18 protein-coding genes are annotated in these 22,444 nt (G+C 72.6%); 12 read left to right on the top strand and 6 right to left on the bottom strand.

Going from position 1 to position 22,444, the window contains the following annotated elements:
* Positions 1-30: 30 nt before the first annotated feature.
* The 3 genes from purQ (at position 31) to BMY04_RS16755 (ending at position 4,226) form a co-directional block, all read left to right on the top strand.
* Positions 31-711 carry a phosphoribosylformylglycinamidine synthase subunit PurQ gene (gene purQ, locus BMY04_RS16765; RefSeq protein WP_091183678.1) on the top strand — a complete coding sequence of 227 codons (681 nt, stop codon included), beginning with the start codon at positions 31-33 and terminating at the stop codon, positions 709-711.
* Between the two features lie 16 nt (positions 712-727).
* Entirely contained in the window at positions 728-2,785 is a 2,058-nt protein-coding gene (locus tag BMY04_RS16760; protein WP_091183675.1) for a hypothetical protein, read from the top strand.
* A 103-nt stretch (positions 2,786-2,888) separates the two neighbouring features.
* Positions 2,889-4,226 (top strand): endonuclease/exonuclease/phosphatase family protein, encoded by a 1,338-nt coding sequence (locus BMY04_RS16755; protein ID WP_170854192.1) that lies wholly within the window; start codon positions 2,889-2,891, stop codon positions 4,224-4,226.
* 18 nt (positions 4,227-4,244) lie between these two features.
* Here BMY04_RS16755 and BMY04_RS16750 read toward each other — a convergent pair whose 3' ends face one another.
* Together BMY04_RS16750 and BMY04_RS16745 are read right to left on the bottom strand one after the other, a co-directional pair.
* The gene (locus tag BMY04_RS16750) at positions 4,245-4,886 is read right to left on the bottom strand and encodes a hypothetical protein (RefSeq protein ID WP_091183669.1); all 642 of its coding nucleotides are present in this window, start codon (positions 4,884-4,886) and stop codon (positions 4,245-4,247) included.
* A gap of 233 nt (positions 4,887-5,119) precedes the next feature.
* Complete coding sequence (locus BMY04_RS16745; RefSeq protein WP_091183666.1) at positions 5,120-5,674, bottom strand: hypothetical protein; 555 nt, start codon at positions 5,672-5,674, stop codon at positions 5,120-5,122.
* A 163-nt stretch (positions 5,675-5,837) separates the two neighbouring features.
* Here BMY04_RS16745 and purL point away from each other — a divergent pair, with 163 nt between their 5' ends.
* A complete protein-coding gene (purL, locus tag BMY04_RS16740; protein ID WP_091183661.1) occupies positions 5,838-8,105 on the top strand; it encodes a phosphoribosylformylglycinamidine synthase subunit PurL in 2,268 nt (755 codons plus the stop codon).
* Positions 8,106-8,189: 84 nt separating this feature from the next.
* Positions 8,190-9,530: a dipeptidase gene (locus BMY04_RS16735; protein WP_091183657.1), complete on the top strand. Its 1,341-nt coding sequence runs from the start codon at positions 8,190-8,192 to the stop codon at positions 9,528-9,530.
* 60 nt (positions 9,531-9,590) lie between these two features.
* Here BMY04_RS16735 and BMY04_RS16730 read toward each other — a convergent pair whose 3' ends face one another.
* Together BMY04_RS16730 and BMY04_RS16725 are read right to left on the bottom strand one after the other, a co-directional pair.
* The gene (locus tag BMY04_RS16730) at positions 9,591-10,631 is read right to left on the bottom strand and encodes a Gfo/Idh/MocA family protein (RefSeq protein ID WP_232506460.1); all 1,041 of its coding nucleotides are present in this window, start codon (positions 10,629-10,631) and stop codon (positions 9,591-9,593) included.
* A complete protein-coding gene (locus BMY04_RS16725; RefSeq protein ID WP_091183654.1) occupies positions 10,628-11,626 on the bottom strand; it encodes a Gfo/Idh/MocA family oxidoreductase in 999 nt (332 codons plus the stop codon). The genes BMY04_RS16730 and BMY04_RS16725 overlap by 4 nt, the downstream gene beginning before the upstream one ends.
* A gap of 288 nt (positions 11,627-11,914) precedes the next feature.
* On the opposite strand from BMY04_RS16725, the gene zwf reads away from it, so the two are divergent.
* Positions 11,915-13,351, top strand: a complete 1,437-nt coding sequence (gene zwf / locus BMY04_RS16720) for a glucose-6-phosphate dehydrogenase (protein WP_198410245.1) — start codon at positions 11,915-11,917, stop codon at positions 13,349-13,351.
* A gap of 13 nt (positions 13,352-13,364) precedes the next feature.
* On the opposite strand, the gene BMY04_RS16715 is transcribed toward zwf, so the two are convergent.
* A complete protein-coding gene (locus BMY04_RS16715) occupies positions 13,365-14,744 on the bottom strand; it encodes an 8-oxoguanine deaminase (protein ID WP_091183649.1) in 1,380 nt (459 codons plus the stop codon).
* A gap of 88 nt (positions 14,745-14,832) precedes the next feature.
* On the opposite strand from BMY04_RS16715, the gene purF reads away from it, so the two are divergent.
* The 6 genes from purF to BMY04_RS16685 all read left to right on the top strand — a co-directional run bounded on the left by purF (position 14,833) and on the right by BMY04_RS16685 (position 21,385).
* A complete protein-coding gene (purF, locus tag BMY04_RS16710) occupies positions 14,833-16,401 on the top strand; it encodes an amidophosphoribosyltransferase (protein ID WP_091183644.1) in 1,569 nt (522 codons plus the stop codon).
* A 10-nt stretch (positions 16,402-16,411) separates the two neighbouring features.
* Positions 16,412-17,476 carry a phosphoribosylformylglycinamidine cyclo-ligase gene (gene purM / locus BMY04_RS16705; protein ID WP_091183640.1) on the top strand — a complete coding sequence of 355 codons (1,065 nt, stop codon included), beginning with the start codon at positions 16,412-16,414 and terminating at the stop codon, positions 17,474-17,476.
* A gap of 160 nt (positions 17,477-17,636) precedes the next feature.
* Positions 17,637-17,879 (top strand): DUF3073 family protein, encoded by a 243-nt coding sequence (locus tag BMY04_RS16700; RefSeq protein WP_091183637.1) that lies wholly within the window; start codon positions 17,637-17,639, stop codon positions 17,877-17,879.
* A 41-nt stretch (positions 17,880-17,920) separates the two neighbouring features.
* Positions 17,921-18,901: a DUF4870 domain-containing protein gene (locus BMY04_RS16695; protein WP_091183635.1), complete on the top strand. Its 981-nt coding sequence runs from the start codon at positions 17,921-17,923 to the stop codon at positions 18,899-18,901.
* Positions 18,902-18,913: 12 nt separating this feature from the next.
* Positions 18,914-19,900 carry an alpha/beta hydrolase gene (locus BMY04_RS16690; RefSeq protein ID WP_232506459.1) on the top strand — a complete coding sequence of 329 codons (987 nt, stop codon included), beginning with the start codon at positions 18,914-18,916 and terminating at the stop codon, positions 19,898-19,900.
* Positions 19,901-20,116: 216 nt separating this feature from the next.
* The gene (locus tag BMY04_RS16685) at positions 20,117-21,385 is read left to right on the top strand and encodes an NAD(P)/FAD-dependent oxidoreductase (RefSeq protein ID WP_232506481.1); all 1,269 of its coding nucleotides are present in this window, start codon (positions 20,117-20,119) and stop codon (positions 21,383-21,385) included.
* Positions 21,386-21,488: 103 nt separating this feature from the next.
* Here the strand turns inward: BMY04_RS16685 and BMY04_RS16680 are convergent, their stop codons facing one another.
* Positions 21,489-22,367, bottom strand: coding sequence for an SDR family oxidoreductase (locus tag BMY04_RS16680; protein ID WP_091183629.1), 879 nt, complete (start codon positions 22,365-22,367; stop codon positions 21,489-21,491).
* Positions 22,368-22,444 lie beyond the last annotated feature (77 nt).

Genomic DNA, 22,444 nt, shown 5'->3' with positions numbered 1-22,444 from the left:
GGACCACCTCAACGAGGAGACGACGGCCTGATGGCGCCGCGCATCGGCGTCGTCACGTTCCCCGGCTCGCTCGACGACCACGACGCGCTGCGTGCCGTGCGCATCGCCGGCGCCGAGGCCGTCGCCCTGTGGCACGGCAGCGACAGCCTGGACGGGGTCGACGCGGTCGTCCTGCCCGGCGGCTTCTCGTACGGCGACTACCTGCGCTGCGGCGCGATCGCCCGCTTCGCGCCGGTGATGGACGAGGTCGTCCGCGCGGCGGGTGCGGGTATGCCGGTGCTCGGCATCTGCAACGGCTTCCAGATCCTCTGCGAGGCGCACCTGCTGCCGGGCGCGCTGATCCGCAACGACGTCCGGACCTTCGTGTGCCGCGACCAGGGCCTGCGGGTCGAGTCGGTCGACACGACCTGGACGAGCCGCTTCGAGGTCGGGCAGGAGATCGAGATCGTCCTCAAGAACGGCGAGGGCGGCTTCGTCGCCGACGCCGAGACGGTCGCGCGCCTGGAGGGCGAGGGCCGGGTCGTCTTCCGCTACACCGGGGCCAACCCGAACGGTTCCGTCAACGACATCGCCGGCATCTGCAACGAGCGCGGCAACGTCGTCGGGCTCATGCCGCACCCCGAGCACAACGTCGACCCCCTCACCGGCCCCTCGCTCGACGGCCGGCCGATCTTCGCCAGCGTCCTGGACTTCCTCGGCGCCCACGTCTGACGGGCGCGGGCACCGCGTGGGCAACCGGCCGCGGGCGCGCAACGCCCCCGTCCCCGTCCGGGTGCGCCCGCCGCGACGCGGGCTCGGGGTCCTCCTGCTCGTCCTCGGGGTCGTCGTCTTCGCGCTGCTGCGCGGCGTGGACGCCCTCGCTCCCGAACCCACGCCCAGCGACGTCTACACCGAGCACGTCGTCCTCGTCGGCGTCCCCGGCCGCTCTGCGCTGACCGACGCCGACCGTACGGTCCTCGGCGCGCACCTCGAGGACGCGCAGACCGGGACGGTCAACACCCGGGCCCGCTACGTCGGCAGCTGCGCGGCGGCCAGCTGGACGACGCTCGGGGCCGGACGACGGGCCGCGGTGGACGACCTCTGCGCTCCTGCCGTCGCCCCTGCGGGGGCCGGTGCGCGGGTGACCGACTGGGACGCCCGGCTGGCGGCCGCGGCCGCGCGGCGCGGCGACGCCCGGCTGGGCACGCTCGCGGGCTCGGTGCCCGGCTGCGTCGCGGCCGTCGGTCCCGGTGCCGCTCTCGCCGCAGCCAATTCCGACGGGAGCGTCGCGTCCTACACCGACGCCGCGGCGTTCGTCGCCGGGGGCGAGAAGCTCTCCTGCCCCGTCACCCTCGTCGACGCCGGCGATGCCTCTGACGCGGTGATCACCGCGCTCGCGGCCCGCGACGACGTCACGCTGCTGGTCAGCGGGATGGGGCCGGCGGCGGGCTCCGACGACCCGGCGATGGGGGTCTTCTACCGGATCGGCACGACGCTGCCGGGCTTCGTGACGTCGGCGAGCACCCGCCGCGAGGGCATCGTCACGCTGACCGACGTCACGCGCGAGCTCGTGGACGTGGGACGCGGTTCCAGCGCCGCGGTGGCGACCATCGACGGCTCCCCGCTGGAGGTCTACCCGGCGGACCTCTCGCTCCCGGTGGTCGAGGCGCAGGTCCGCGAGGTCGCCGCGCTGTCCGACGCGTCGGTCACCGGCTACCTCTCGCTCGCCGCGGGCGGCACCCTGCTCGCGCTGCTGGCGCTCGTCGGCGTGTGGCGCCGGTGGTGGCTCCTGCCCGAACGCGTCCTCACGCTCGGCTCGGTCCTGCTCGCCGGGATGATGCTGACGGGCGCCGTCCCGTGGGCGCGGTCAGGTTCCCCGGGGCTCGCCGTCGGCGTGGCGGTGTGGTCGGTGATCACGGTCCTGACCTTCCTGGCGCTGGGGCTCTCGCGCCTCCTGCGGGTGCCGCCCCCCGTCGCCGGGGCCCTCGTCAGCGCCGTCGCCTTCACGGTCGACGCGGCGCTCGGCGGACCGTTCGAACCGGGGTCGCTGCTCAACTCCCGGCCCGTCTTCGGGCTGCGCTGGTACGGCTTCGGCAACGTCACCTTCGCCGCGTACGCCGCCGCCGTCCTCGTCGTCGCCGGCTGGGTGGCGCACCGCCTGCTCCAGGCCCGGCGGCGCCGTGCCGCCGTGGTGGCGGTGGGCGTGATCGGCGGCGTGATGGCGCTCTGCGAGGGCTGGCCGTCGATGGGCAGCGACTTCGGCGGCATCATCGGGATGGTTCCGGCCGTGGTGTGGTTCTGCCTCGCGCTGTCGGGCGCGCGGATCACGTGGCTGCGGGCGCTGCTGGTCGGCGCCGCGGGCGTCGTGGCCGTGGCGGCGGTGTCGGTCGCCGACTGGTCGCGGGGCCCGGACCGGCGCAGCCACCTCGGCAACTTCGTGCAGCGCGTGCTCGACGGCGACGCGGTCGACGTCGTCAGCCGCAAGGCGGTGGCCTCGGCCGAGACCATCCTCTCGGTGCAGGGTGTCGTCTCGGTCGTGGTCGGCGTCGCGCTGTGGTGGGTGATGCTCCGCTGGGCCGTGCCGCGGTTGCAGGGCCGGTTCACCACGCTGCGGCCGACGCTCGTCGCGATCCTCCTGATGGCCGTCGTCGGGACCCTCGCCAACGACGGCGGCATCGGCGTCTGGCAGCCGGCGACCGCGTACGCGACGACCGTCGTGGGGTGCCTGTGGGCGGCGTCGCTGCGGGCGGGACGAAGGTCCGGAAGTTCGCCGTCACCCCTGCGGCGAGGGACCCCGAGGGCTTAGTCTCAGAGCACGACCGGGGGCGTCGTCGGGCCGTCGTGCTCGAACGTCCTCGGAGCCAGGAGTGGAAGTGCGCGTAGGAGCTCGAGCCGCAGCAGCGACCGGCGTGCTGGCGGCCGTCCTGTCGGCCTTCGTGCCGACGACGGCATCGGCGGCCGGACGCCCGGGTTCGGTGACGAGCGTCGTCGCCAGCCCCGGCGCGCAGGCGGGCGAGATCAAGGTCAGCTGGCACGCCAGCGGGTCGCGGACCGACAAGTTCCGCGTCGAGACCGCGCTCACGCCGTTCGGCTCCTCCGACGAGGGGCGCGGTGCTCAAACGTTCACGGTCAGCGGGTCGCGCCGTTCGGTCACCCTCAGTGCAGAGGCCGTGCGCAAGGCCGGGGCGGCGCCGGCGACGGGAAACCACCTCTACATCCGCGTCGTCGGGGTCGACGTCAGACGGCACGGCGTCCGCAAGGGCAAGGCCTCCGACCTCGTGGCGACGACCGCGCGGGCCGTGCCGCCGCCGGCGACCGGCTCGCCGCTGCGGATCGCGAGCTACAACATCCGCAGCGCCAAGTACGACGGCGAAGACCGCCGCAACTGGTCGGTCCGCGCCGCCGGGGTCGCGTCGGACATCCTCAAGGTCGACCCGGGGATCGTGGCGATCCAGGAGGCCAGCCCGGCCCGGTTCGGCGGGCAGCGCCAGACCGAGAGCGTGCAGTCCGCGCTGATCAAGGCCGACCCGACGATGGCGCGCTACACGCTCACGCGCAGCACGATCTACAACCCGCCGGGGACCCCGCACGGCAGCCAGGCCGCGCGCATCCTCTACGACTCCTCGCGCTACCAGCTGCTCACACCGTGCACCGACACGACCGTGGTCAACGGCGCGACGCTCGACTTCAGCACCAGCTGCAGCTTCGACCTGCCGATCCTGCCCGGCGACGCGCCGACGTGGAAGCGCAGCGCGGCGTACGGGGAGTTCCTGGACCTCGCGACCGGCAAGCCCTTCCTCGTCGTCTCGGCCCACCTCGACTACCGCCACAGCGACAAGGCGTCCGAGGAGGCGAAGTTCAACGAGCTGCGCCGGGTCCAGGCCGCCACGATCTGGGCCAACATGAACCTGATCCGCAAGCCGAATGAGCCCGTCGTCGTCGCGGGCGACTTCAACTCCAGCCAGACCGACAAGGCCGGCAACGCGCCGCACGACTACCTGGTCTCGCAGGGCTTCTACGACGCCGCCGGCGCGGAGAAGCAGGTCAACCTCGAATACCCGAGCCTCAACCACTTCGACACCACGCTGAAGGCCGACCCCCAGGGCTACGCCCGCCGGGTCGACCAGATCCTCGTCTACGGCACCATCGGGTCGAAGACGTTCAGCCAGGTGGTGGAGCAGCGCAACCCGGCGCGCAACTCCGACCACAACATGGTCTACGCCGACGTGGTGCTGCCGACGTTCTGACAGGAACGTCGGCCCGGGTCAGTGGGTGAGGACCTGCAGCTCGCCGACGGGGATGGTCGTCGCGGCCTGCTGGTAGAGCGGGATGGTTCCGCCGACGCCGTTCACGGACCAGTCGACCGCCCACGTGCTGTACGCCGTCACGGTGTAGCTGCCGCGGGGGAGCGAGGGCTGCGTGTAGGTGTGGCCGCAGGCCGGCGAGGCGGCACCGGGTTCGACGGCGGGGGTCCACCGGCTCGTGAGGTCGGTGCAGGTCAGCTCCGTGCCGTCGCCCAGGTCGAACGTCGTGCTCGCCAGGTGCGCGTCGAGCCGCACCGTCAGGTCCTGCACCGTGGTCGAGACCGGAGCGGGGTCGAGGTCGCCCTCGGCCCAGAGCCAGTACGGGTAGCCGACCGCTGCCATCTTCCACTCGTTGATCTTTGGCGAGGGGCCGATGACAGGCTTCGGCGCGGTGAGGCGCAGGCGGGCGACAGCCACGTACGCGGCCTGCTCAGGCGAGATCTGCGGCGCCGCGATCCCGCCCCCGGTCGACCGGACACCGTCGTCCAGCGGGCGCTCGCCCGGCGCGGGGACCGCCGTCGGCGCCTGCGGGCAGCCGGCGATGGGGCAACGGTTCGGCCCGGCGCGGACCGTCAGGTACTCCCGGTACGCCGCGTCGCGCACCTTCCAGGCCGCAAGTTCGCGGTCGTAGTTCGAGGGCTTCGAGGCAGTCGGTCTCGGAGCGCTTCCGGCTCTCTTGGCCGGCTTCGACTTGCTTCCGCCCTTCGCCTTGGATTTCCACGCCTTGACGCTTACGGAGTCAGACGATTCTGTCGTCGCGCTGCCCCAGTCGTCGTCCGCCTGAGCTGAGTTCACTACGGCGCAGGAGAGGATTAGGGCGAGCGCTCCGGCTTGAATCAGGCGTCGCACGATGTTACCTTTCGGCCTCTGCCAGACCAGACTTTCCAGCTCCCGTCCTCGAGCCTCACTTCCAGCTCGGCCTGACGCTGTTCGCCGCGCCCGATCATCTTCCCGGCCTTATCGAAGATCTTTACGGATCGCGTGTCTTCGCAGGTCATCAGCACCAGCGACGTAGCGGAGTAGCCCTGGCGTTGGACATAGACGATCTTGCCGGCGCCAGAACTGTGCTGCTGTAAGCCCTTGTAGGCCTGGAGGACTTCAGTGGCTTCCTGGAGGTAGGACCCGCCAGCGACTGCCTTCATAGGACTTGTCGCGGATGAGGCCCCGCCTGCGTTGAGTGCGCGGCGGTACTCAGCCCGGAAATCCCGGTAGCTCTTCTCCGCCGCTTCATACGCGAGCCGCTCCTCGCGCTCCTGCGCCGACTCGGTCGGGGTCGCAGAGGTGCTGACGGGCGGAGGCGGGGGCGTCGTCTCCCGCGTGCAGCCGAACCCGACGAGCGCGAGCAGGCTGACGCCAAGGACAAGCCCCCGCCTCGTCCGCCTGCGCACCATCGACAACCCCCCGGTCAGGGGCTCAGGCTAGCGATTTCGTGCTCCATCGGCTCGGGTCTGTGGACAACTTCAGCGACTTCAGGGCTCCGATCGAAGCAGGCGACGAGTGCCCGCCGAACCTCGACCGGCCGGCCGGGCCCACGAGCCCCGGTACCGTAAGCGCGTGGTCGACACCGTCGAGAACGCCGCCCGCACCCCCGAGCAGACCCAGCCGTGGTCCGAGCTCGGCCTGACGAGCGACGAGTACGACCGCACCCGCGAGATCCTCGGGCGCCGCCCGACCGGCGCGGAGCTGGCCATGTACTCCGTCATGTGGTCGGAGCACTGCTCCTACAAGTCGTCGAAGGTGCACCTGCGCCGCTTTGGCGAGGTCCCGCAGACGACCCCGAACGGCAGCGCGCTGCTCGCCGGCATCGGCGAGAACGCGGGCGTGGTCGACATCGGTCAGGGCTACGCGGTCACGTTCAAGGTCGAGTCGCACAACCACCCCAGCTACGTCGAGCCGCACCAGGGCGCCGCGACCGGCGTCGGCGGCATCGTCCGCGATATCCTCGCCATGGGCGCGCGCCCGATCGGCGTCATGGACCCCCTGCGCTTCGGCCCGCTCGACGAGCCCGACACCGCGCGCGTGCTGCCCGGCGTCGTGTCCGGGGTGGGCAGCTACGGCAACTGCCTCGGCCTGCCGAACATCGGCGGTGAGGTCGTGTTCGACAAGACCTACCTCGGCAACCCGCTCGTCAACGCACTCTGCGTCGGCGTCCTGCGCCACGAGGACCTGCACGTCGCCAAGGCGACCGGGGCGGGCAACCAGGTGATCATGTACGGCGCGGCGACCGGCGGCGACGGCATCGGCGGCGCGTCGATCCTGGCCAGCGAGACGTTCGACGCGACCAAGCCGAGCAAGCGCCCGGCGGTGCAGGTCGGCGACCCGTTCATGGAGAAGCTGCTGATCGAGTGCACGCTCGAGCTCTTCGCCGCCGGCATCGTCACGGGCATCCAGGACTTCGGTGCCGCGGGCATCTCCTGCGCCACCTCCGAGCTCGCCGCGGCCGGCGACGGCGGCATGCACGTCGAGCTCGACCGCGTCCCGCTCCGCGACCCCTCGCTCAGCCCCGAGGAGATCCTCATGAGCGAGTCGCAGGAACGCATGATGGCCGTCGTCGAACCCGCCGACGTCGACCGCTTCATGGAGATCTGCCGCAAGTGGGACGTCCTCGCCACGGTCGTCGGCGAGGTCACCGAGGACGACCGGCTGATCATCGACTGGCACGGCGAGACCGTCGTCGACGTCGACCCGCGGACCGTCGCGCACGAGGGCCCCGTCTACGAGCGCCCGTACGCGCGCCCCGACTGGCAGGACCGCATCCAGGCCCGGGGCACGCGGGACCTGGCTCGGCCGAGCACCGGCGACGAGCTCGCCGACACCCTCCTCACGCTGGCCGCGTCCCCGAACCTCTGCGACAAGTCCTGGGTCACCGACCAGTACGACCGCTACGTCCGCGGCAACTCCGTCCTCGCGCAGCCGGAGGACGCCGGCATGCTCCGCATCGACGAGGAGACCGGCCTCGGCGTCGCCCTCGCCACCGACTGCAACGGCCGCTTCGCGCTCCTCGACCCGTACGCGGGCGCGCAGCTCGCCCTGGCCGAGGCCTACCGGAACGTCGCCTGCTCCGGCGCCGAGCCCGTCGCCGTCACCGATTGCCTGAACTTCGGCTCGCCCGAGGACCCCGGGATCATGTGGCAGTTCACCCAGGCGATCGCCGGCCTGGTCGACGGCTGCCAGGTCCTCGGGACCCCGGTCACCGGCGGGAACGTCAGCTTCTACAACCAGACCGGGACGCAGCCGATCCTCCCGACGCCGGTGGTCGGGGTCATGGGCGTGATCGAGGACGTGACGCGGCGTACGCCCGTCGGCTTCGGCGGCGAGGGCGACCCGGTCTACCTGCTCGGCGAGACCCGCGACGAGCTCGACGGGTCGGCGTGGGCCGACGTCGTCCACAGCCACCAGGGCGGGCGACCGCCGCAGGTCGACCTCGCCCACGAGCAGCGCCTCGCGCAGGTCCTCGTCCGCGCCAGCCGTCGTGGCCTGCTGCGCAGCGCCCACGACCTGTCGGACGGCGGCCTCGCGCAGGCGCTCGTCGAGTCGTGCCTGCGCCGCGGGTTCGGCGTGGACGTGACCCTGCCCGACGCGCTCGACCCGTTCGTCGCCCTCTTCTCCGAGAGCGCCGGGCGCGTGCTGGTCTCGCTGGCGCCCGACGCCGAGGAAGACCTGGCGTCGCTCTGCGCGGAGCACGGCATCACGCTGACCCGCCTCGGCACGACGACCACGGCCGGCGCGGCGACGTTGACGGTCGAGGGCCAGTTCAGCCTGCCGGTCGAGCAGATCCGTGAGGGCTGGGCGGCCACGATCCCCGCAGCGCTCGCCTCCTGATCCTCGCCTCGCGCGACAGTGGGTGAGTTCTTGCACCATGGTGGTGCACAAACTCACCCAGTCCCCACGACCTAGGCTGCCGCGGTGAATCTCGCCGCCACCGTCCGCCGCCAGCAGCCGCAGGTCCTCGCCGACCTGGAGCACCTGATCTCGATCGAGTCGGTGAGCGCCGACCCCGCGCGTGCCGGCGAGGTCCGGCGTAGCGCCGAGACTGTGGCGCAGCTGCTCCGCGACGCGCGGTGCCCCGACGTCCGGATCGTCGACGCCGGTGGCGCGCCGGCGGTCATCGGCCGCTACCCGGCGCCGGACGGTCGGCCGACGGTCTGCCTCTACGCCCACCACGACGTCCAGCCCGAGGGCGAGCCCGGCGGCTGGGATACGGAACCCTTCGCCGCCACATCGGTGGACGGGCGGCTCTTCGGCCGCGGGAGCGCCGACGACAAGGGCGGGTTCGCCGTGCACCTTGCCGCGCTGCGCGCGTTCGACGGGCGACCGCCGGTCGGCGTGACGGTGTTCGTCGAGGGCGAGGAGGAGGTCGGGTCGCCCACGCTCGAGCGCCTGCTCGCCCAGGAGCGCGAGGCGCTCGCGGCCGACGTCTTCGTCATCTGCGACTCGGCCAACTGGGAGGTCGGGACCCCGGCCTTCACCACGACGCTGCGCGGGGTGACCGACTGCGTCGTCACGCTCTCGACGCTGCACCACGGCGTGCACAGCGGCAGCTTCGGCGGCCCGGTCCCCGACGCCCTGACCTCGCTCTGCCGGCTGCTCGCCACGCTCCACGACGAGAACGGTGACGTCGCCGTCGAGGGCCTCGCCACGACGACGCCGCCGGACCTGGCGTACCCGGAGGACCGCCTGCGCCGGGAGGCGAGCATGCTCGACGGGGTCGAGTGGATCGGCACCGGTTCGCTCGTCGAGCGGCTCTGGTGCAAGCCCGCCCTCGCCGTCATCGCGCTCGACACGACGCGCCTGGCGCAGGCGTCGAACACGCTCATCCCCGCCGCGCGCGCCAAGATCAGCCTGCGCGTCGCGCCCGGCGACGACGCAGAACGGGCGCTCGAGCACCTCGCCCGCCACCTGCGCGAGCACGCGCCCTGGGGCGCGCACGTCGAGGTCGAGCGCGGCGACAGCGGCCAGCCGGCGCGCATCCCGTTCGAGGGCCCGTACGCCGAGGCGGCGCAGGCCGCGTTCCGCGAGGCGTGGGCGAGCGACCCGGTTTTCACCGGCCAGGGCGGCAGCATCCCGATGGTCGCCGCCTTCCAGAAGGCGTTCCCGGGCGCGACGATCCTCGTGACCGCGGTGGACGACCCCGACAGCCGCCCCCACAGCACGAACGAGTCGGTCCACCTCGGCGACCTCGAGCGGGCGTGCGTGGCGGAGGCCCTGATGCTCGAGCGGTTCGGCGCGCTGACGACGGGCTCCTGACGAGATCGGTGCGGATCGTGCCGCGACTACGCGGCACGATCCGCACCGACGTCGCGCACGTCAGCGCTCGGCTTCCCAGACCTGGCCGATCTGGCGACGGACCTCGTCCATGAGCGCCATGGTCGCGATCGAGTCAGCCATCGGGCGGACCGGCGTGGAGGTCTCGCCGGCCGTTACCCGACGGGCCACCTCGGCGGCCTGGTAGGCGAGCGCGTCGTACGCGATGGGCGGTTCGTCGTACGCCAGGTGCCTGCCGTCCGTGCCCACGACCGAGAACGGCCCGGGCCGGTAGAAGACGCCGGGGATCGTGAGCGTGGCCTCGGAGCCGGCGACCACGAACGACACCGGGGTGTTCGCGAGGATCGTCGTGTGCACCACGCCGCGGGCGTTCTCGCCCCACGCGAGCAGCGTGGCGATCTGGCCGTTCACGCCGCTCGGCGCGTCCGTGCCGCGCGCGACGACCTCGTCGGGCGTGCCGAGGACCCAGTGCGCGAACGAGAACGGGTACGTGCCCAGGTCGAGCAGCGGCCCGCCCGCCAGGTCGTGGCGCTGGATCCGGTGCTCGGCGTCGAACCACTCGCCGTTGTCGGCAACGACCGCCGTGATGTCACCGAGCAGACCGGCGTCGAGCACCTGCCGCACGACGTCGAGCTTGGGGGTGAAGAGCGACCACAGCGCCTCCGCGCAGAACAGCCCGCGCGCCGCCGCCACGTTGGCGATCTCCTGGGCCTCGGCCGCGTTCAGGGCGACCGGCTTCTCCACGAGGACGTGCTTGCCGGCCTCGAGGGCGAGCAGCGCGTGGGGTCGGTGGAAGTTGTGCGGGGTGGCGACGTAGACGACGTCCACCTCCGGGTCCCCGACGAGCGCCTCGTACGAACCGTGCGCGTGCGCGATCCCGAACCGTCCGGCGAACTCCCGCGCGGACTCCGTGGACCGGCTCCCGACGGCGACGACCCGCTGCGCGGTGAGCCGCTGGAGCGCGGCGACGAACCGTTCCGCGATCCAGCCCGTGCCGACCACGCCCCAGCGCAGCGCGGGCGCCTCGCGCGGGTCGGGCACCCGGGAGGCGGGCAGCCCGGCCAGGTCGGCGAGGCGCGTCACGAGGCCCCGCCGACCGCAGGCACCTCGACGCGGGTCCAGGCCCCGTCGCCGTGCATGGACGTGATCACGGCGTCGGCGACGGCGCTCGCGACCAGGCCGTCGTACGCGGTGGCCAGCGGGCCGGTGTCGCCGCCGCCGAGGCCGTCGACCCACGCCTGGAGCTCGAGCCGGTAGGCGTCGGCGAAGCGCGGCCGCCAGTCGGCGGCGTACGCCAGCCCGCGGGTCAGGCTCGAGTCGACCTCGAGCCGGGCCGGCTCGCGCAGGCTCGCCGTGCCGTTCTCGCCGACGACCTCGCAGCGCACGTCGTAGCCGTAGCGCGCGTTGAGGAACAGGTCGACGGTCGAGAGCACGCCGTCCTCGGTGCGCAGCAGGATCAGCTGCGGGTCGGCGAAGTCGGCCGCCGCGGTGCGGCGCGGGGCGTTCCAGCTCACCTCCACGATCGGCGAGCCGAGGAGCCACGCGACGATGTCGAGGTCGTGGACGGCGGAGTTCGTCACGGCCGACTCCGACGTCGCCCCCGGACCGGAGGAGACGCCGCGGCCGGTGCTGTGCACGGTGACCGGCGTGCCGATCGCGCCGGCGGCGAGGGTCGCGCGGAGGTCGGTGTAGCCCGGGTCGAACCGGCGCATGAAGCCGAGCGAGACCAGCGACGTCCGCTCACCGAGGTCGCGCACGAGGGCGGCCGAGTCGTCGAGGGTGGGGGAGAGCGGCTTCTCGCACAGGACCGGCTTGCCGGCCTCGACGCACGCGCGGACCAGAGCGGGGTGCGTGGCGTCCGGCGATGCCACGACGACCGCGTCCACCTCGCCCGCCGCCACGAGGGCGAACGGGTCGTCGACCGCCCGGCAGCCGACGGCGTCCGCCGCGGCCGTGGCCCGGGCCAGGTCCGGGTCGGCCAGCAGCGTCACCTCCGCGCCCGACACGAACCGCTGCACCGTGCGCGCGTGGTCCGCGCCCATGATCCCCGCCCCGACGACTCCGACCCGTACGACCACGACCGCTCCTCAGCTTCGGACTGCTTTGTCACGACAAACTCTAGGGCTGGCCGGGCGCAGGCGGGAGGCGGGAGGGTGAACCCTGTACGAGGACCCGGCTCGTCGGGCGACGAGCGGGGCGGATGGCGTGTGGCGGGCGAACGGCGCGTGACGATCGTGCGTCAGCCGCCCGTCGGAGCACCCCCGTCCTTGTTTCGCGCGCAAGGACGGTGGGAACATCACGTCGTGACACTCGAGGCCCAGACCATCGCCTATCCCGCGATCGGTGCGCGCGCGACGCGCAACGGGATGGAGGCGATCTCGCCGCACGTGATCATCCTCTTCGGCGCGACCGGCGACCTGTCGCGGCGCAAGCTGCTGCCCGGTCTCGCGCACCTCGCGCTGTCCGCGCTGGCCCCGGACATCCAGGTCATCGGGACCTCGCTGGAGGACATGAGCGAGGAGGAGTTCCGCGCCTTCGCCAAGCAGGCGGTCAACGAGTTCACGCACCACCCCCTGACGGCGGCGCAGTGGGACATGTTCGCCCAGCGCCTCACCTACGTCCCGCAGAGCCTGGGCGCCGACGGGCTGCGCGACGCCGCCAAGCTCGCCGAGGAGAAGCTCGGCGGGGAGGTCGGCCGGCTCCACTACATGAGCGTGCCGCCGGTCGCGGCGCCCGCGGTCATCCAGATGCTGCGCGACGCGAACCTCGTCGAGCGTTCCCGCGTGGTCATGGAGAAGCCGTTCGGCACCGACCTGCAAAGCGCGATCACGCTGAACGACCAGGTCCACGAGACGTTCCGCGAGCGTCAGATCTTCCGGATCGACCACTTCCTCGGCAAGGAGGCGGCGCAGAACATCCTCGCGTTCCGCTTCGCCAACGGCCTCTTCGAGCCGATCTGGAACCGCAACTTCATCGACCACATCCAGATCGACATCCCCGAGACCCTCGGGCTGGACCGCCGCGCCTCCTTCTACGAGGTGACGGGCGCGTACAAGGACATGGTGGTGACGCACCTGTTTCAGGTGCTGGCCTTCGTCGCGATGGAGCCGCCGACGGCGCTGGAGCCCCGGGCCATCAGCGAGGAGAAGAACAAGGTCTTCCGCTCGATGCTGCCGCTCGACCCCAACCAGGTCGTGCGCGGGCAGTACCAGGGCTACCGCCAGGAGGACGGCGTCGCCCGCGACTCCGACACCGAGACGTTCATCGCGCTCAAGGCCGGCATCGACAACTGGCGCTGGGCGGGCGTGCCCTTCTACTGCCGCACCGGCAAGCGGATGGCCGAGGGCCAGCGCATCATCTCGGTCGCCTTCAAGGAGGCGCCCAAGTCGATGTTCCCGCAGGGGTCCGGCGTGGGGGCCTCGGGCCCGGACCACCTGACCTTCGACCTGGCCGACGAGTCCAAGGTGTCGCTGTCCTTCTACGGCAAGCGGCCCGGCCCGGGCATGAAGCTCGACAAGCTGAGCATGCAGTTCTCCACGCAGGAGACCGACCAGGCCGGCGACGTCCTCGAGGCGTACGAGCGGCTGATCCTCGACGCGATGCGCGACGACCACACGCTGTTCACGACGGCCGAGGGCATCGAGTCGCTCTGGGAACGTTCCGAGCCGCTGCTGCGCAACCCGCCGCCGGTCAAGCCGTACGCGGCCGGTTCCTGGGGGCCGAACGCGATCCACCAGCTCATCGCCCCGCACGCCTGGCGTCTGCCCTTCGAGCGCGCCTGGCGCGAGAAGCGCGGCAGCTGATCGCCACGCGTCCCTACGCGACCACCCCGGCGCGCTGCAGCAGCGCGCGGCTCGACGCGGCCACCTCGGCGGCGACCTGCTCGACGTCGACCGTCGTCAGGGCACCGTCCTCGACGACCGCCTCCCCGCGCACGAGCAGCAGCCGCAGCGGCGGCTGGCTGCCGAGGACCAGGGCGGCGAGCGGGTCGGCCACGTCCACGTGGGCGAGGGACGACAGGTCCCACACCGCCAGGTCGCCCTGGAACCCGACGGCGAGCTGCCCGATCTCGGCCTGACGCCCGAGCACCCGCGCGCCGCCCCGCGTCGCCAGGTCGACGGCGTCGCGGACGGTGAGGGCCTGGGGCCCGCCGCGCGCCCGCGCGAACAGCACGGCGTGGCGCACCTCCTCCCACATCGAGGCGGCCTCGTTGGAGGCGGCGCCGTCCACGCCGAGGCCGACGGGGACGTCCGCGTCCCTCAGGTCGCGGACGCGGGCGATTCCGGCGCCGAGCCGGGCGTTCGACGACGGGCAGTGGGCGGCACCCGTGCCCGTCGCGGCCATCGTCGCGATCGAGGCGTCGTCGAGGTGGACGGCGTGGGCGAACCACACGTCCGGGCCCAGCCACCCCAGCGTCTCCATGTAGTCGACCGGGGTGGAGCCGAAGTGCTCGCGGCAGTAGTCCTGCTCGTCGAGCGTCTCGGCCAGGTGCGTGTGCAGCCGTACGTCGCGCTCGCGGGCCAGCCCGGCCGACGCCCTCAGCAGGTCCGCGGTGACGGAGAAGGGCGAGCAGGGCGCCAGCGCCACCCGCAGCATCGAGCCCGGCGACGGGTCGTGGAAGCGGTCGATCGCGGACGCCGAGGCGTCGAGGACCGCGTCGATGTCCTCGACGACGTGGTCCGGCGGCAGGCCGCCCTTGCTCTGGCCGAGGTCCATCGAGCCCCGCGTCGGGTGGAACCGCAGCCCGACGGTCCGCGCGGCCTCGACCTCCGCGGCCAGCAGGTCCCCGCCGCCGCGCGGGAAGACGTAGTGGTGGTCGGTCGTCGTCGTGGCCCCGGTCAGCGCGAGCGTGGCGAGGGCGCCGGTGGCGGCGGTCCGGGTGGTGTCCTCGTCGAGGTGGGACCACACGGGGTAGAGCGTGGTCAACCACTGGAAGAGGGTGCCGTCGACCGCGAAGCCCCGGGTCACCCACTGGTAGAGGTGGTGGTGCGTGTTCACGAAGCCGGGTGTGATCAGGCAGCCCCGGGCGTCGACCCGCCGCCCCTCGTACGCGGCGTCGGCCGGCCCGTCGCCGACCGCGACGACCACGCCGTCCTGGACGACGACGTGCCCGTCGCTCCACTCGTGCCGCTCGTCGTCGGCGGTGTACACGTGCGCGTGCTCGAGGACGTAAGCGTCCTGACGCTGTCCGCCCACACCCTGAGCCTGTCGAAGGGTCACCGCCGCATCGTGGCGCACCGGCCGACCGTCCGGCGAGCCGGCTCCCGCCGGTTACGATGGGGCTGTGCCTGGTGGAGACGGCCTGCTGAACCACGACCTCGACCCCCAGGACAGGGGACCCCAGGACGCCTGCGGCGTCTTCGGCGTGTGGGCGCCCCGCGAGGAGGTCGCCAAGCTCACCTACTTCGGGCTGTACGCGCTCCAGCACCGCGGCCAGGAGTCGGCGGGCATCGCGGTCGCCAAGGGCAGCCAGACCATGGTGTTCAAGGACATGGGCCTGGTGAGCCAGGTCTTCAACGAGGCCACGCTCGAGTCGCTCGGCGGCGCCCACCTCGCGATCGGGCACTGCCGCTACTCGACCACCGGCGCCAGCGTCTGGCAGAACGCGCAGCCCACGTTCCGCAGCACGGCGACCGGCGGCCTCTCGCTCGGCCACAACGGCAACCTCACCAACACCCTCGAGCTGCAGGCCTGGCTGGCCGAGCGGGACAGCGACGACTCGCTCGTCCCCGGCTCGCTGCTGCACGAGGCGACGACCGACACCGCGCTCATCACCGCGCTGATGGCCACCTTCCCGGGCTCGAGCACCGAGGAGGCGGCCATGGAGGTGCTGCCGCGGCTGCGCGGCGCCTTCTGCCTGGTGTTCATGGACGACCAGACCCTGTACGCCGCCCGTGACCCGCAGGGCATCCGCCCGCTCGTGCTCGGCCGGCTCGAGACCGGCTGGGTCGTCGCGAGCGAGACCGCCGCCCTCGACATCGTGGGCGCGTCGTTCGTGCGCGAGATCGCGCCGGGCGAGCTGGTCAGCATCGACGAGAACGGCCTGCGCACCCGCAGCTTCGCGACGCCCGACCCCAAGGGCTGCCTCTTCGAGTACGTCTACCTGGCGCGGCCCGACACGCTCATCAGCGGCAAGCGGCTGCACTCGGTCCGGGTCGAGGTGGGCCGCACCCTGGCCCACGAGCACCCCGCCGACGCCGACCTGGTCATCCCGGTGCCGGAGTCGGGCACGCCGGCGGCGATCGGCTACGCCGAGGCCTCGGGCATCCCCTACGGGCAGGGCCTGGTCAAGAACTCCTACGTCGGGCGCACCTTCATCCAGCCCAGCCAGACGATCCGCCAGCTCGGGATCCGGCTCAAGCTCAACCCGCTGCGCGACGTCATCGCCGGCAAGCGGCTGGTCGTCGTCGACGACTCGATCGTGCGCGGCAACACCCAGCGTGCCCTCGTGCGCATGCTCCGCGAGGCCGGGGCCGCCGAGGTCCACGTGCGCATCTCCTCGCCGCCGGTGAAGTGGCCCTGCTTCTACGGCATCGACTTCGCCTCGCGCGCCGAGCTCATCGCCACCGGGCTCAACGACGAGGAGATCTGCCGCTCGATCGGCGCCGACTCGCTCGGCTACGTCAGCCTCGACGGTCTCGTCGCGGCGACCGACCGGACCAAGGACCAGCTGTGCCGGGCCTGCTTCGACGGGGTCTACCCGGTCGAGCTGCCGCTGGCCGAGCGGCTGGGCAAGAGCATCCTCGAGGACGGTGCCCGGCAGGAGGAGTCCCTCGCGGGCCGCCGCGGCGTGGACGGGCTGGAGGCCGCTGTCGCCGGGGTCGGTGCCGCCGACGCCCTCGACCGGCCGTAGGGGGACTCGCGTGACCGAGCCAGCGACCAGCGCGTACGCCGCCGCGGGCGTCGACATCGAGGCGGGCGACCGCGCCGTCGAGCTGATGAAGACCTGGGTCGCCAAGACCCGGCGGCCCGAGGTGATGAGCGGTCTCGGCGGCTTCGCCGGCCTCTTCGACGCGGCCCCGCTCGCCCGGATGGCGCACCCGGTGCTCGCCACCTCGACCGACGGGGTCGGCACCAAGGTCGCCGTGGCCCAGGCCCTCGGCGTGCACGACACCATCGGCTTCGACCTCGTCGGGATGGTGGTCGACGACCTCGTGGTCTGCGGGGCCGAGCCGCTCTTCATGACCGACTACGTGGCGTGCGGCAAGGTCGTTCCCGAGCGGATCGCCGCCATCGTCAAGGGGATCGCCGAGGCGTGCGCCGAGGCCGGCTGCGCGCTGCTCGGCGGCGAGACGGCCGAGCACCCGGGGCTGCTGGCGCCCGACGAGTACGACGTGGCCGGCGCGGCCACCGGCGTGGTCGAGCGCGACCGCATCCTCGGTGCGGACCGCGTGCAGCCCAGTGACGTCGTGCTGGCCATGGAGTCCTCGGGCCTGCACTCGAACGGCTACTCGCTCGTGCGCCACGTGCTGCGCGAGGCGGGCTGGTCCTACGACCGCCACGTCGCCGAGCTCGGCCGGACGGTCGGCGAGGAGCTGCTCGTCCCCACCCGCATCTACTCCCGCGACTGCCTCGCGCTGATCGAGGCCGTCGAGGTGCACGCGATGAGCCACGTCACCGGCGGCGGCCTCGCGAACAACCTGGCCCGGGTCGTCCCGTCCTCGTGCACGGTGCGGATCGACCGCAGCACCTGGTCGCCGGCCCCCGTCTTCGGGCTGGTCCGCGAGCTCGGGGACGTCAGCGAGCGCGACCTCGAGGCCACCCTGAACCTCGGCGTCGGCATGGTCGCCGTCCTCCCCGCCGCCGGCGTGGACGCCGCGATCGCGCTGCTCGCCGGTCGCGGGCTGCGCGCGTGGGTCTGCGGTGCGGTGGAGGGGTCGACGGGCCCGGACGACGCGCGGGTCGTGCTGGAGGGCTCGTACGCCTGACGCAGGGCCCGGGTCGTGGCCCGGCGTGACCCACCTTGCATCCCGGCGCTGTGCGGTTGCTTTGCCAGGCTCTGTCCATTGGGTAGTCTCTGCCCCACGACATTGACCAAGAGGAGCCGCGGCCCAGCCGCCGGCTGACCAGAGCGAGGGGGTCGACCCTATGGGGCGCGGCCGTGCAAAGGCGAAGCAGACCAAGGTCGCTCGCGAACTCAAGTACCGCTCATTCGGCACCGACTTCGGGTCGCTCGCCGCGGAGCTCCGTCACGAGGGCAGTGAAGTGCCTCCGGCGTACGCGGACCTCGCGGAGGAGAGTCCGGACTCCGACGAGAGCGACGACGACCCTCGCGCCTACGACGCCGAGGACGACGACGACGGCTACGCGGAGCTCCGCAAGTCCGGCTGACCGTCGTCCGCCGACCCGGGCGCACCAATTAACCTGGTCGCATGAGCGAGACCTCTGGTCCCCGTCCTGCTGAACCGTCCCCGGACGAGCAGCAGACGCACGAGCAGCCGTACGACGTCCCCAGCGGGGCGCAGCAGTACGGCCAGCCTCCGTCCACGGGCTACCAGCCGCCGGCCGCCGACGGTCAGTCGGCGCCGGTGGAGGGCCAGGGTCCCCAGCAGTACGGCCAGCCCGAGCACGGGCAGGCGTCGTACGCCCAGGACGGCTTTCCCGCGCCCGGTCACGGGCGCGGTGGCTACGAGTCGCCGGCTCCCGACCAGGGTCAGCCGCCGACCGGTGCTCCCGGCTTCGGCGCTCCCGAGCAGGGTCAGCCGGGCGGCGACCAGTCGGCGTACGGCGGTCAGCAGCCCTACGGGCAGCCGCAGGGCTACGGCGATCAGCAGACGTACGGGCAGCCGCAGGGCTACGGCCAGCAGCAGCCGTACGGGCAGCCTCAGGGATTCGGCCAGCCCCAGCCCTACGGGCAGCCGCCGGCGTACGGGCAGCCGCAGGGCTACGGGCAGCAGCAGCCCTGGAGCGGTCATCCGTACCCGGGCCAGCAGGGCCAGGCCCAGCAGGGCTACCAGCAGCCCCACCCGGGGCAGCCGCCGTACCCACCCCAGGCGTACGGGCCCGGCGGTCAGGCGGCGCCGATGTCGGACAGCGACCAGCGCCTCTGGGCGACGCTGACCCACATCAGCACGGTCGTGGTCACCTTCGTCGGCCCCGTCATCGCGTGGGCCGTGCTCAAGGACCGCAGCCAGTTCCTCAAGGACTCCACGACCGAGGCCCTGAACTTCTCGATCCTCTTCTCGATCGCCCTCGTCGTCAGCTCGGTCCTCGCGGGCGTCACCTTCGGTGCGCTGAGCATCCTGCCGTTCGCGGTGTGGGTCGTCGGGGTCGTCTTCTGCATCCTCGCCGCCGTCGCGTCGAACAAGGGGCAGGTCTACCGCTACCCGGTCAACTGGCGGCTGGTGAAGTAGGGCGCTCCCGACGTGCGCTGGGACCCCGACCTGCTGGACGGCTACGTCTCCACCGAGATCGCGTTGCCCGACGCCGCCCGGATGCCGGACGAGCCGCCGGACGTGGAGGTCGTCGCGACGCTCGTGCGCCGTGACGAACCGCGGCGTTCCCGGCGCGCCGTGCTCTACGTCCACGGCTGGAACGACTACTTCTTCCAGACCCATCTCGCGGACTTCTGGGCGGCCCTCGGCTTCGACTTCTACGCCCTCGACCTGCGTCGCTACGGGCGCAGCGCGCGCCGCGGCCACCTCCGCGGCTTCACCAGCGACCTCGGCGAGTACGACGAGGAGCTGGACGCGGCCGCCCGGGTGATCGCCGCCGACCACGACGTGCTCGTGGTCATGGGCCACTCGACCGGCGGCCTGGTGACGGCGCTGTGGGCGGCCCGCCGGCCGGGTCGCGTGGACGCGCTCGTGCTCAACTCGCCGTGGCTCGACCTGCAGGGCTCCGCGCTCGTGCGGGCGATCGGCGCGCCGGTGATCGACGCGCTCGGCGCCCGGTCGCCGTACGCGGTGCTGCGGGCCGCCGACCCCGGCCACTACGCGCGGGCGCTGCACCTCTCGCTGGAGGGGGAGTGGGACTACGACCTCGACATGAAGCTGTCGCCGGGCCCGCCGATCCGCGTCGGCTGGCTGCGGGCCGTGATCCAGGGGCAGCGGCGCGTGGCCGCGGGGCTCGACATCGAGGCCCCGGTCCTCGTGCTCGCCTCGACCCGCACGAGCTTCGCCCGACGCTGGAGCGAGGACCTGCGGGTCGTCGACACCGTCCTCGACGTGGAGCAGATCGCCGCCCGCTCCGTACGGCTCGGGCGCTGCGTCACCGTCGTCCGCGTCGAGGAGGGCGTCCACGACCTGGTCCTCTCGGCCCCCGCGGTCCGCGCCCACGTGTTCACCGAGATCGAGCGCTTCACCCGCGGCTACGTGTCTGTGTCCTCCTCCTCGCGCCCGCCTGCGCCCTGACGCTCCGGTCTTCCTCCTCGATCGTCAGCGGTCGTCGCTGCCGCTGCCGCGACTCCCCGGCTGACTCGCTCGTCGTCCAGACCGGACCGGGGCTCCGGCTGCCCGACGCTCGGAGGGGGTCGGCCTCGTGCTCGGCCCACGCAGGTCGACTCCCTCCAACGAGCGGGCGCGCTATTGCGGTTCCCTGAAGGCTGGTTAGATAGCACGGTGACTGAGATGCCGCATGTCGTCGTGGTGGGTGCCGGGTTCGCCGGGCTGTCGGCCTCCAGCGAGCTGGCCAAGGAGGGGTTCCGGGTCACGCTCGTCGACCGGCACCCCTACAACACGTTCCAGCCCCTGCTCTACCAGGTCGCGACCGGCGGCCTGAACGCCGGCGACGTGACCTACTCGCTGCGCTACTTCGCGGCGCGCCACCGGGGCGTCCGGTTCCGCCGCGCGTCGGTGACCGGCATCGACCACGGCGCGCAGCAGGTCGTCTGCGACGACGGCGTGCGGATCGACTACGACTACCTCGTGCTGTCCACGGGCATCACGACCAACCACTTCGGCATCCCGGGTGCTGCCGAGTACACGATGTCGATGTACACGCGGGCCGAGGCCTTGCGGGTGCGCGACACGATCTTCGGCAGCATGGAGATCATCGCCGGCAAGTCGCACCCGAACACCGGCGGCTTCACCGTGCTCGTCGCCGGCGGCGGCGCGACCGGCGTCGAGATGGCCGGGCAGCTCGCCGAGCTCAAGCAGGAGGCGCTGCCCAAGACGTACCCCGAGCTCAACCCGGCCCAGGTGCACGTCGTGCTGGTGGAGATGGCGCCCTTCGTGCTGGCGCCGTTCGACGACTCGCTGCGCAAGTACGCGCTCGAGGAGCTCAACAAGCGCGGCGTCGACGTCCGCCTCAACACGGCGATCTCCGAGGTCCACGCCGACAAGGTGGACTTCAAGGACGGCTCGTCGATGCCCGTCGACCTGGTCATCTGGGCCGCCGGCGTCTCCGGCAACCCGATCCTGCGCGAGTGGGGCCTCCCGATCGGCCGCGGTGGCCGCATCGAGGTCAACAGCGACCTGCGCGTCATCGGCGAGGAGCGGATCTTCGCCGCGGGCGACGCGAGCCTCACGGTCGACAACCCGCTGCCGCAGCTCGCCCAGCCCGCGATCCAGGAGGGCAAGTTCGCCGCCCGCCAGATCGCCCGCCTCCACCGTGGCGCCCCGACCGAGAAGTTCGAGTACCACAACAAGGGCACCATGGCCACGATCGGCCGCGGCGACGCCGTGCTGCAGACGCCGTTCGGCCTCAAGCTCAAGGGCGTGCTGGCCTGGCTCGGCTGGATCGGCCTGCACATCGTCTACATCCTCGGCGGCCGCAACCGCCTGCAGACGCTGCTCAGCCTGACGTCGCGCTACCTGCTGCCGCGTCGGAGCAACACCATCGTCGGCGACGTGATGGAGACGCCCAAGCTGCGCGCCGGCAGCGCCAGCCGCAGCTGACGCTCCGCCTCCTCCGTACGCGCGTGCCCCGGGTCCTCGAGGACCCGGGGCACGCGTGCGTCTGGAGGAGGTGCGGCCCGCGGGACGGGGCTCGCCCGACCGGTCAGGGGGTCGGCATGCCGCCGTTGAGGTTGAGCGTCTCGCCGCTGACGTAGCTCGACTCGGCGGAGGCGAGGTAGACGTACGCGGCGGCCATCTCCGCCGGCTGCCCGGCCCGCCCCAGCGGCGTCTGCTGCCCGAACTCGTCGAGCGCCTCGGTCGGCTGACCGCCGGTCACCTGCAGGGGCGTCCAGACCGGCCCGGGGGCGACGACGTTGACCCGGATGCCCTTGGGGGCGAGCTGCTGGGCCAGCGCCTTGCTGAACGTGTTGATCGCGGCCTTGGTGCTGGCGTAGTCGACCAGTCCCGGGCTCGGGCTGTAGGCCTGGATCGACGACGTCGTGATGATGCTCGAGCCGGCGGGCAGGTGCTTCAGGGCCTCCTGGACCATCCAGAAGAGCGCGTAGACGTTCGTCTTGTAGGTCTGGTCGAACTGCTCCGACGTGACGTCGGCCAGGTCGTCGACGTACTGCTGCTTGCCGGCGACGATCACCAGCAGGTCGAGGCCGCCGAGCTGCTCGACGGCGTCGGTGACGACCTTGCGCGCGTTCTCCTCGACCGACAGGTCGGCGGGCAGCTGCACGACCTTGCGGCCGTCCTCGCTGATGACCTTGACGACGTCGTCCGCGTCCGGCTGCTCCTCGGGGAGGTAGGACAGCGCGACGTCGGCGCCCTCGCGGGCGAAGGCGATCGCGGCGGCGCGCCCGATGCCGGAGTCCGCGCCCGTGACCAGCGCCTTGCGCGCGGTCAGCTTGCCGCTGCCGACGTAGGAGCCCTCGCCGTGGTCGGCCTTGGGCGTCATCTCCTCGTCGAGGCCCGGCGCGGCCTGGGACTGCTCCTCGGTGTTCTTGGGGTACTGGGTCACGGGGTTGATCAAGGGCATCAGGCGTCTCCGTCTCCGGCGCTCCCGGGGTGGGGCACCAGGAGATTGGTTACCCGGCCCGCGCCGGCCGAACGCGG

Origin of the sequence: Microlunatus flavus, from assembly GCF_900110855.1 — a bacterium.
Taxonomy (GTDB): domain Bacteria; phylum Actinomycetota; class Actinomycetes; order Propionibacteriales; family Propionibacteriaceae; genus Microlunatus; species Microlunatus flavus.
This window is presented reverse-complemented; position numbering and strand designations above follow the sequence as displayed.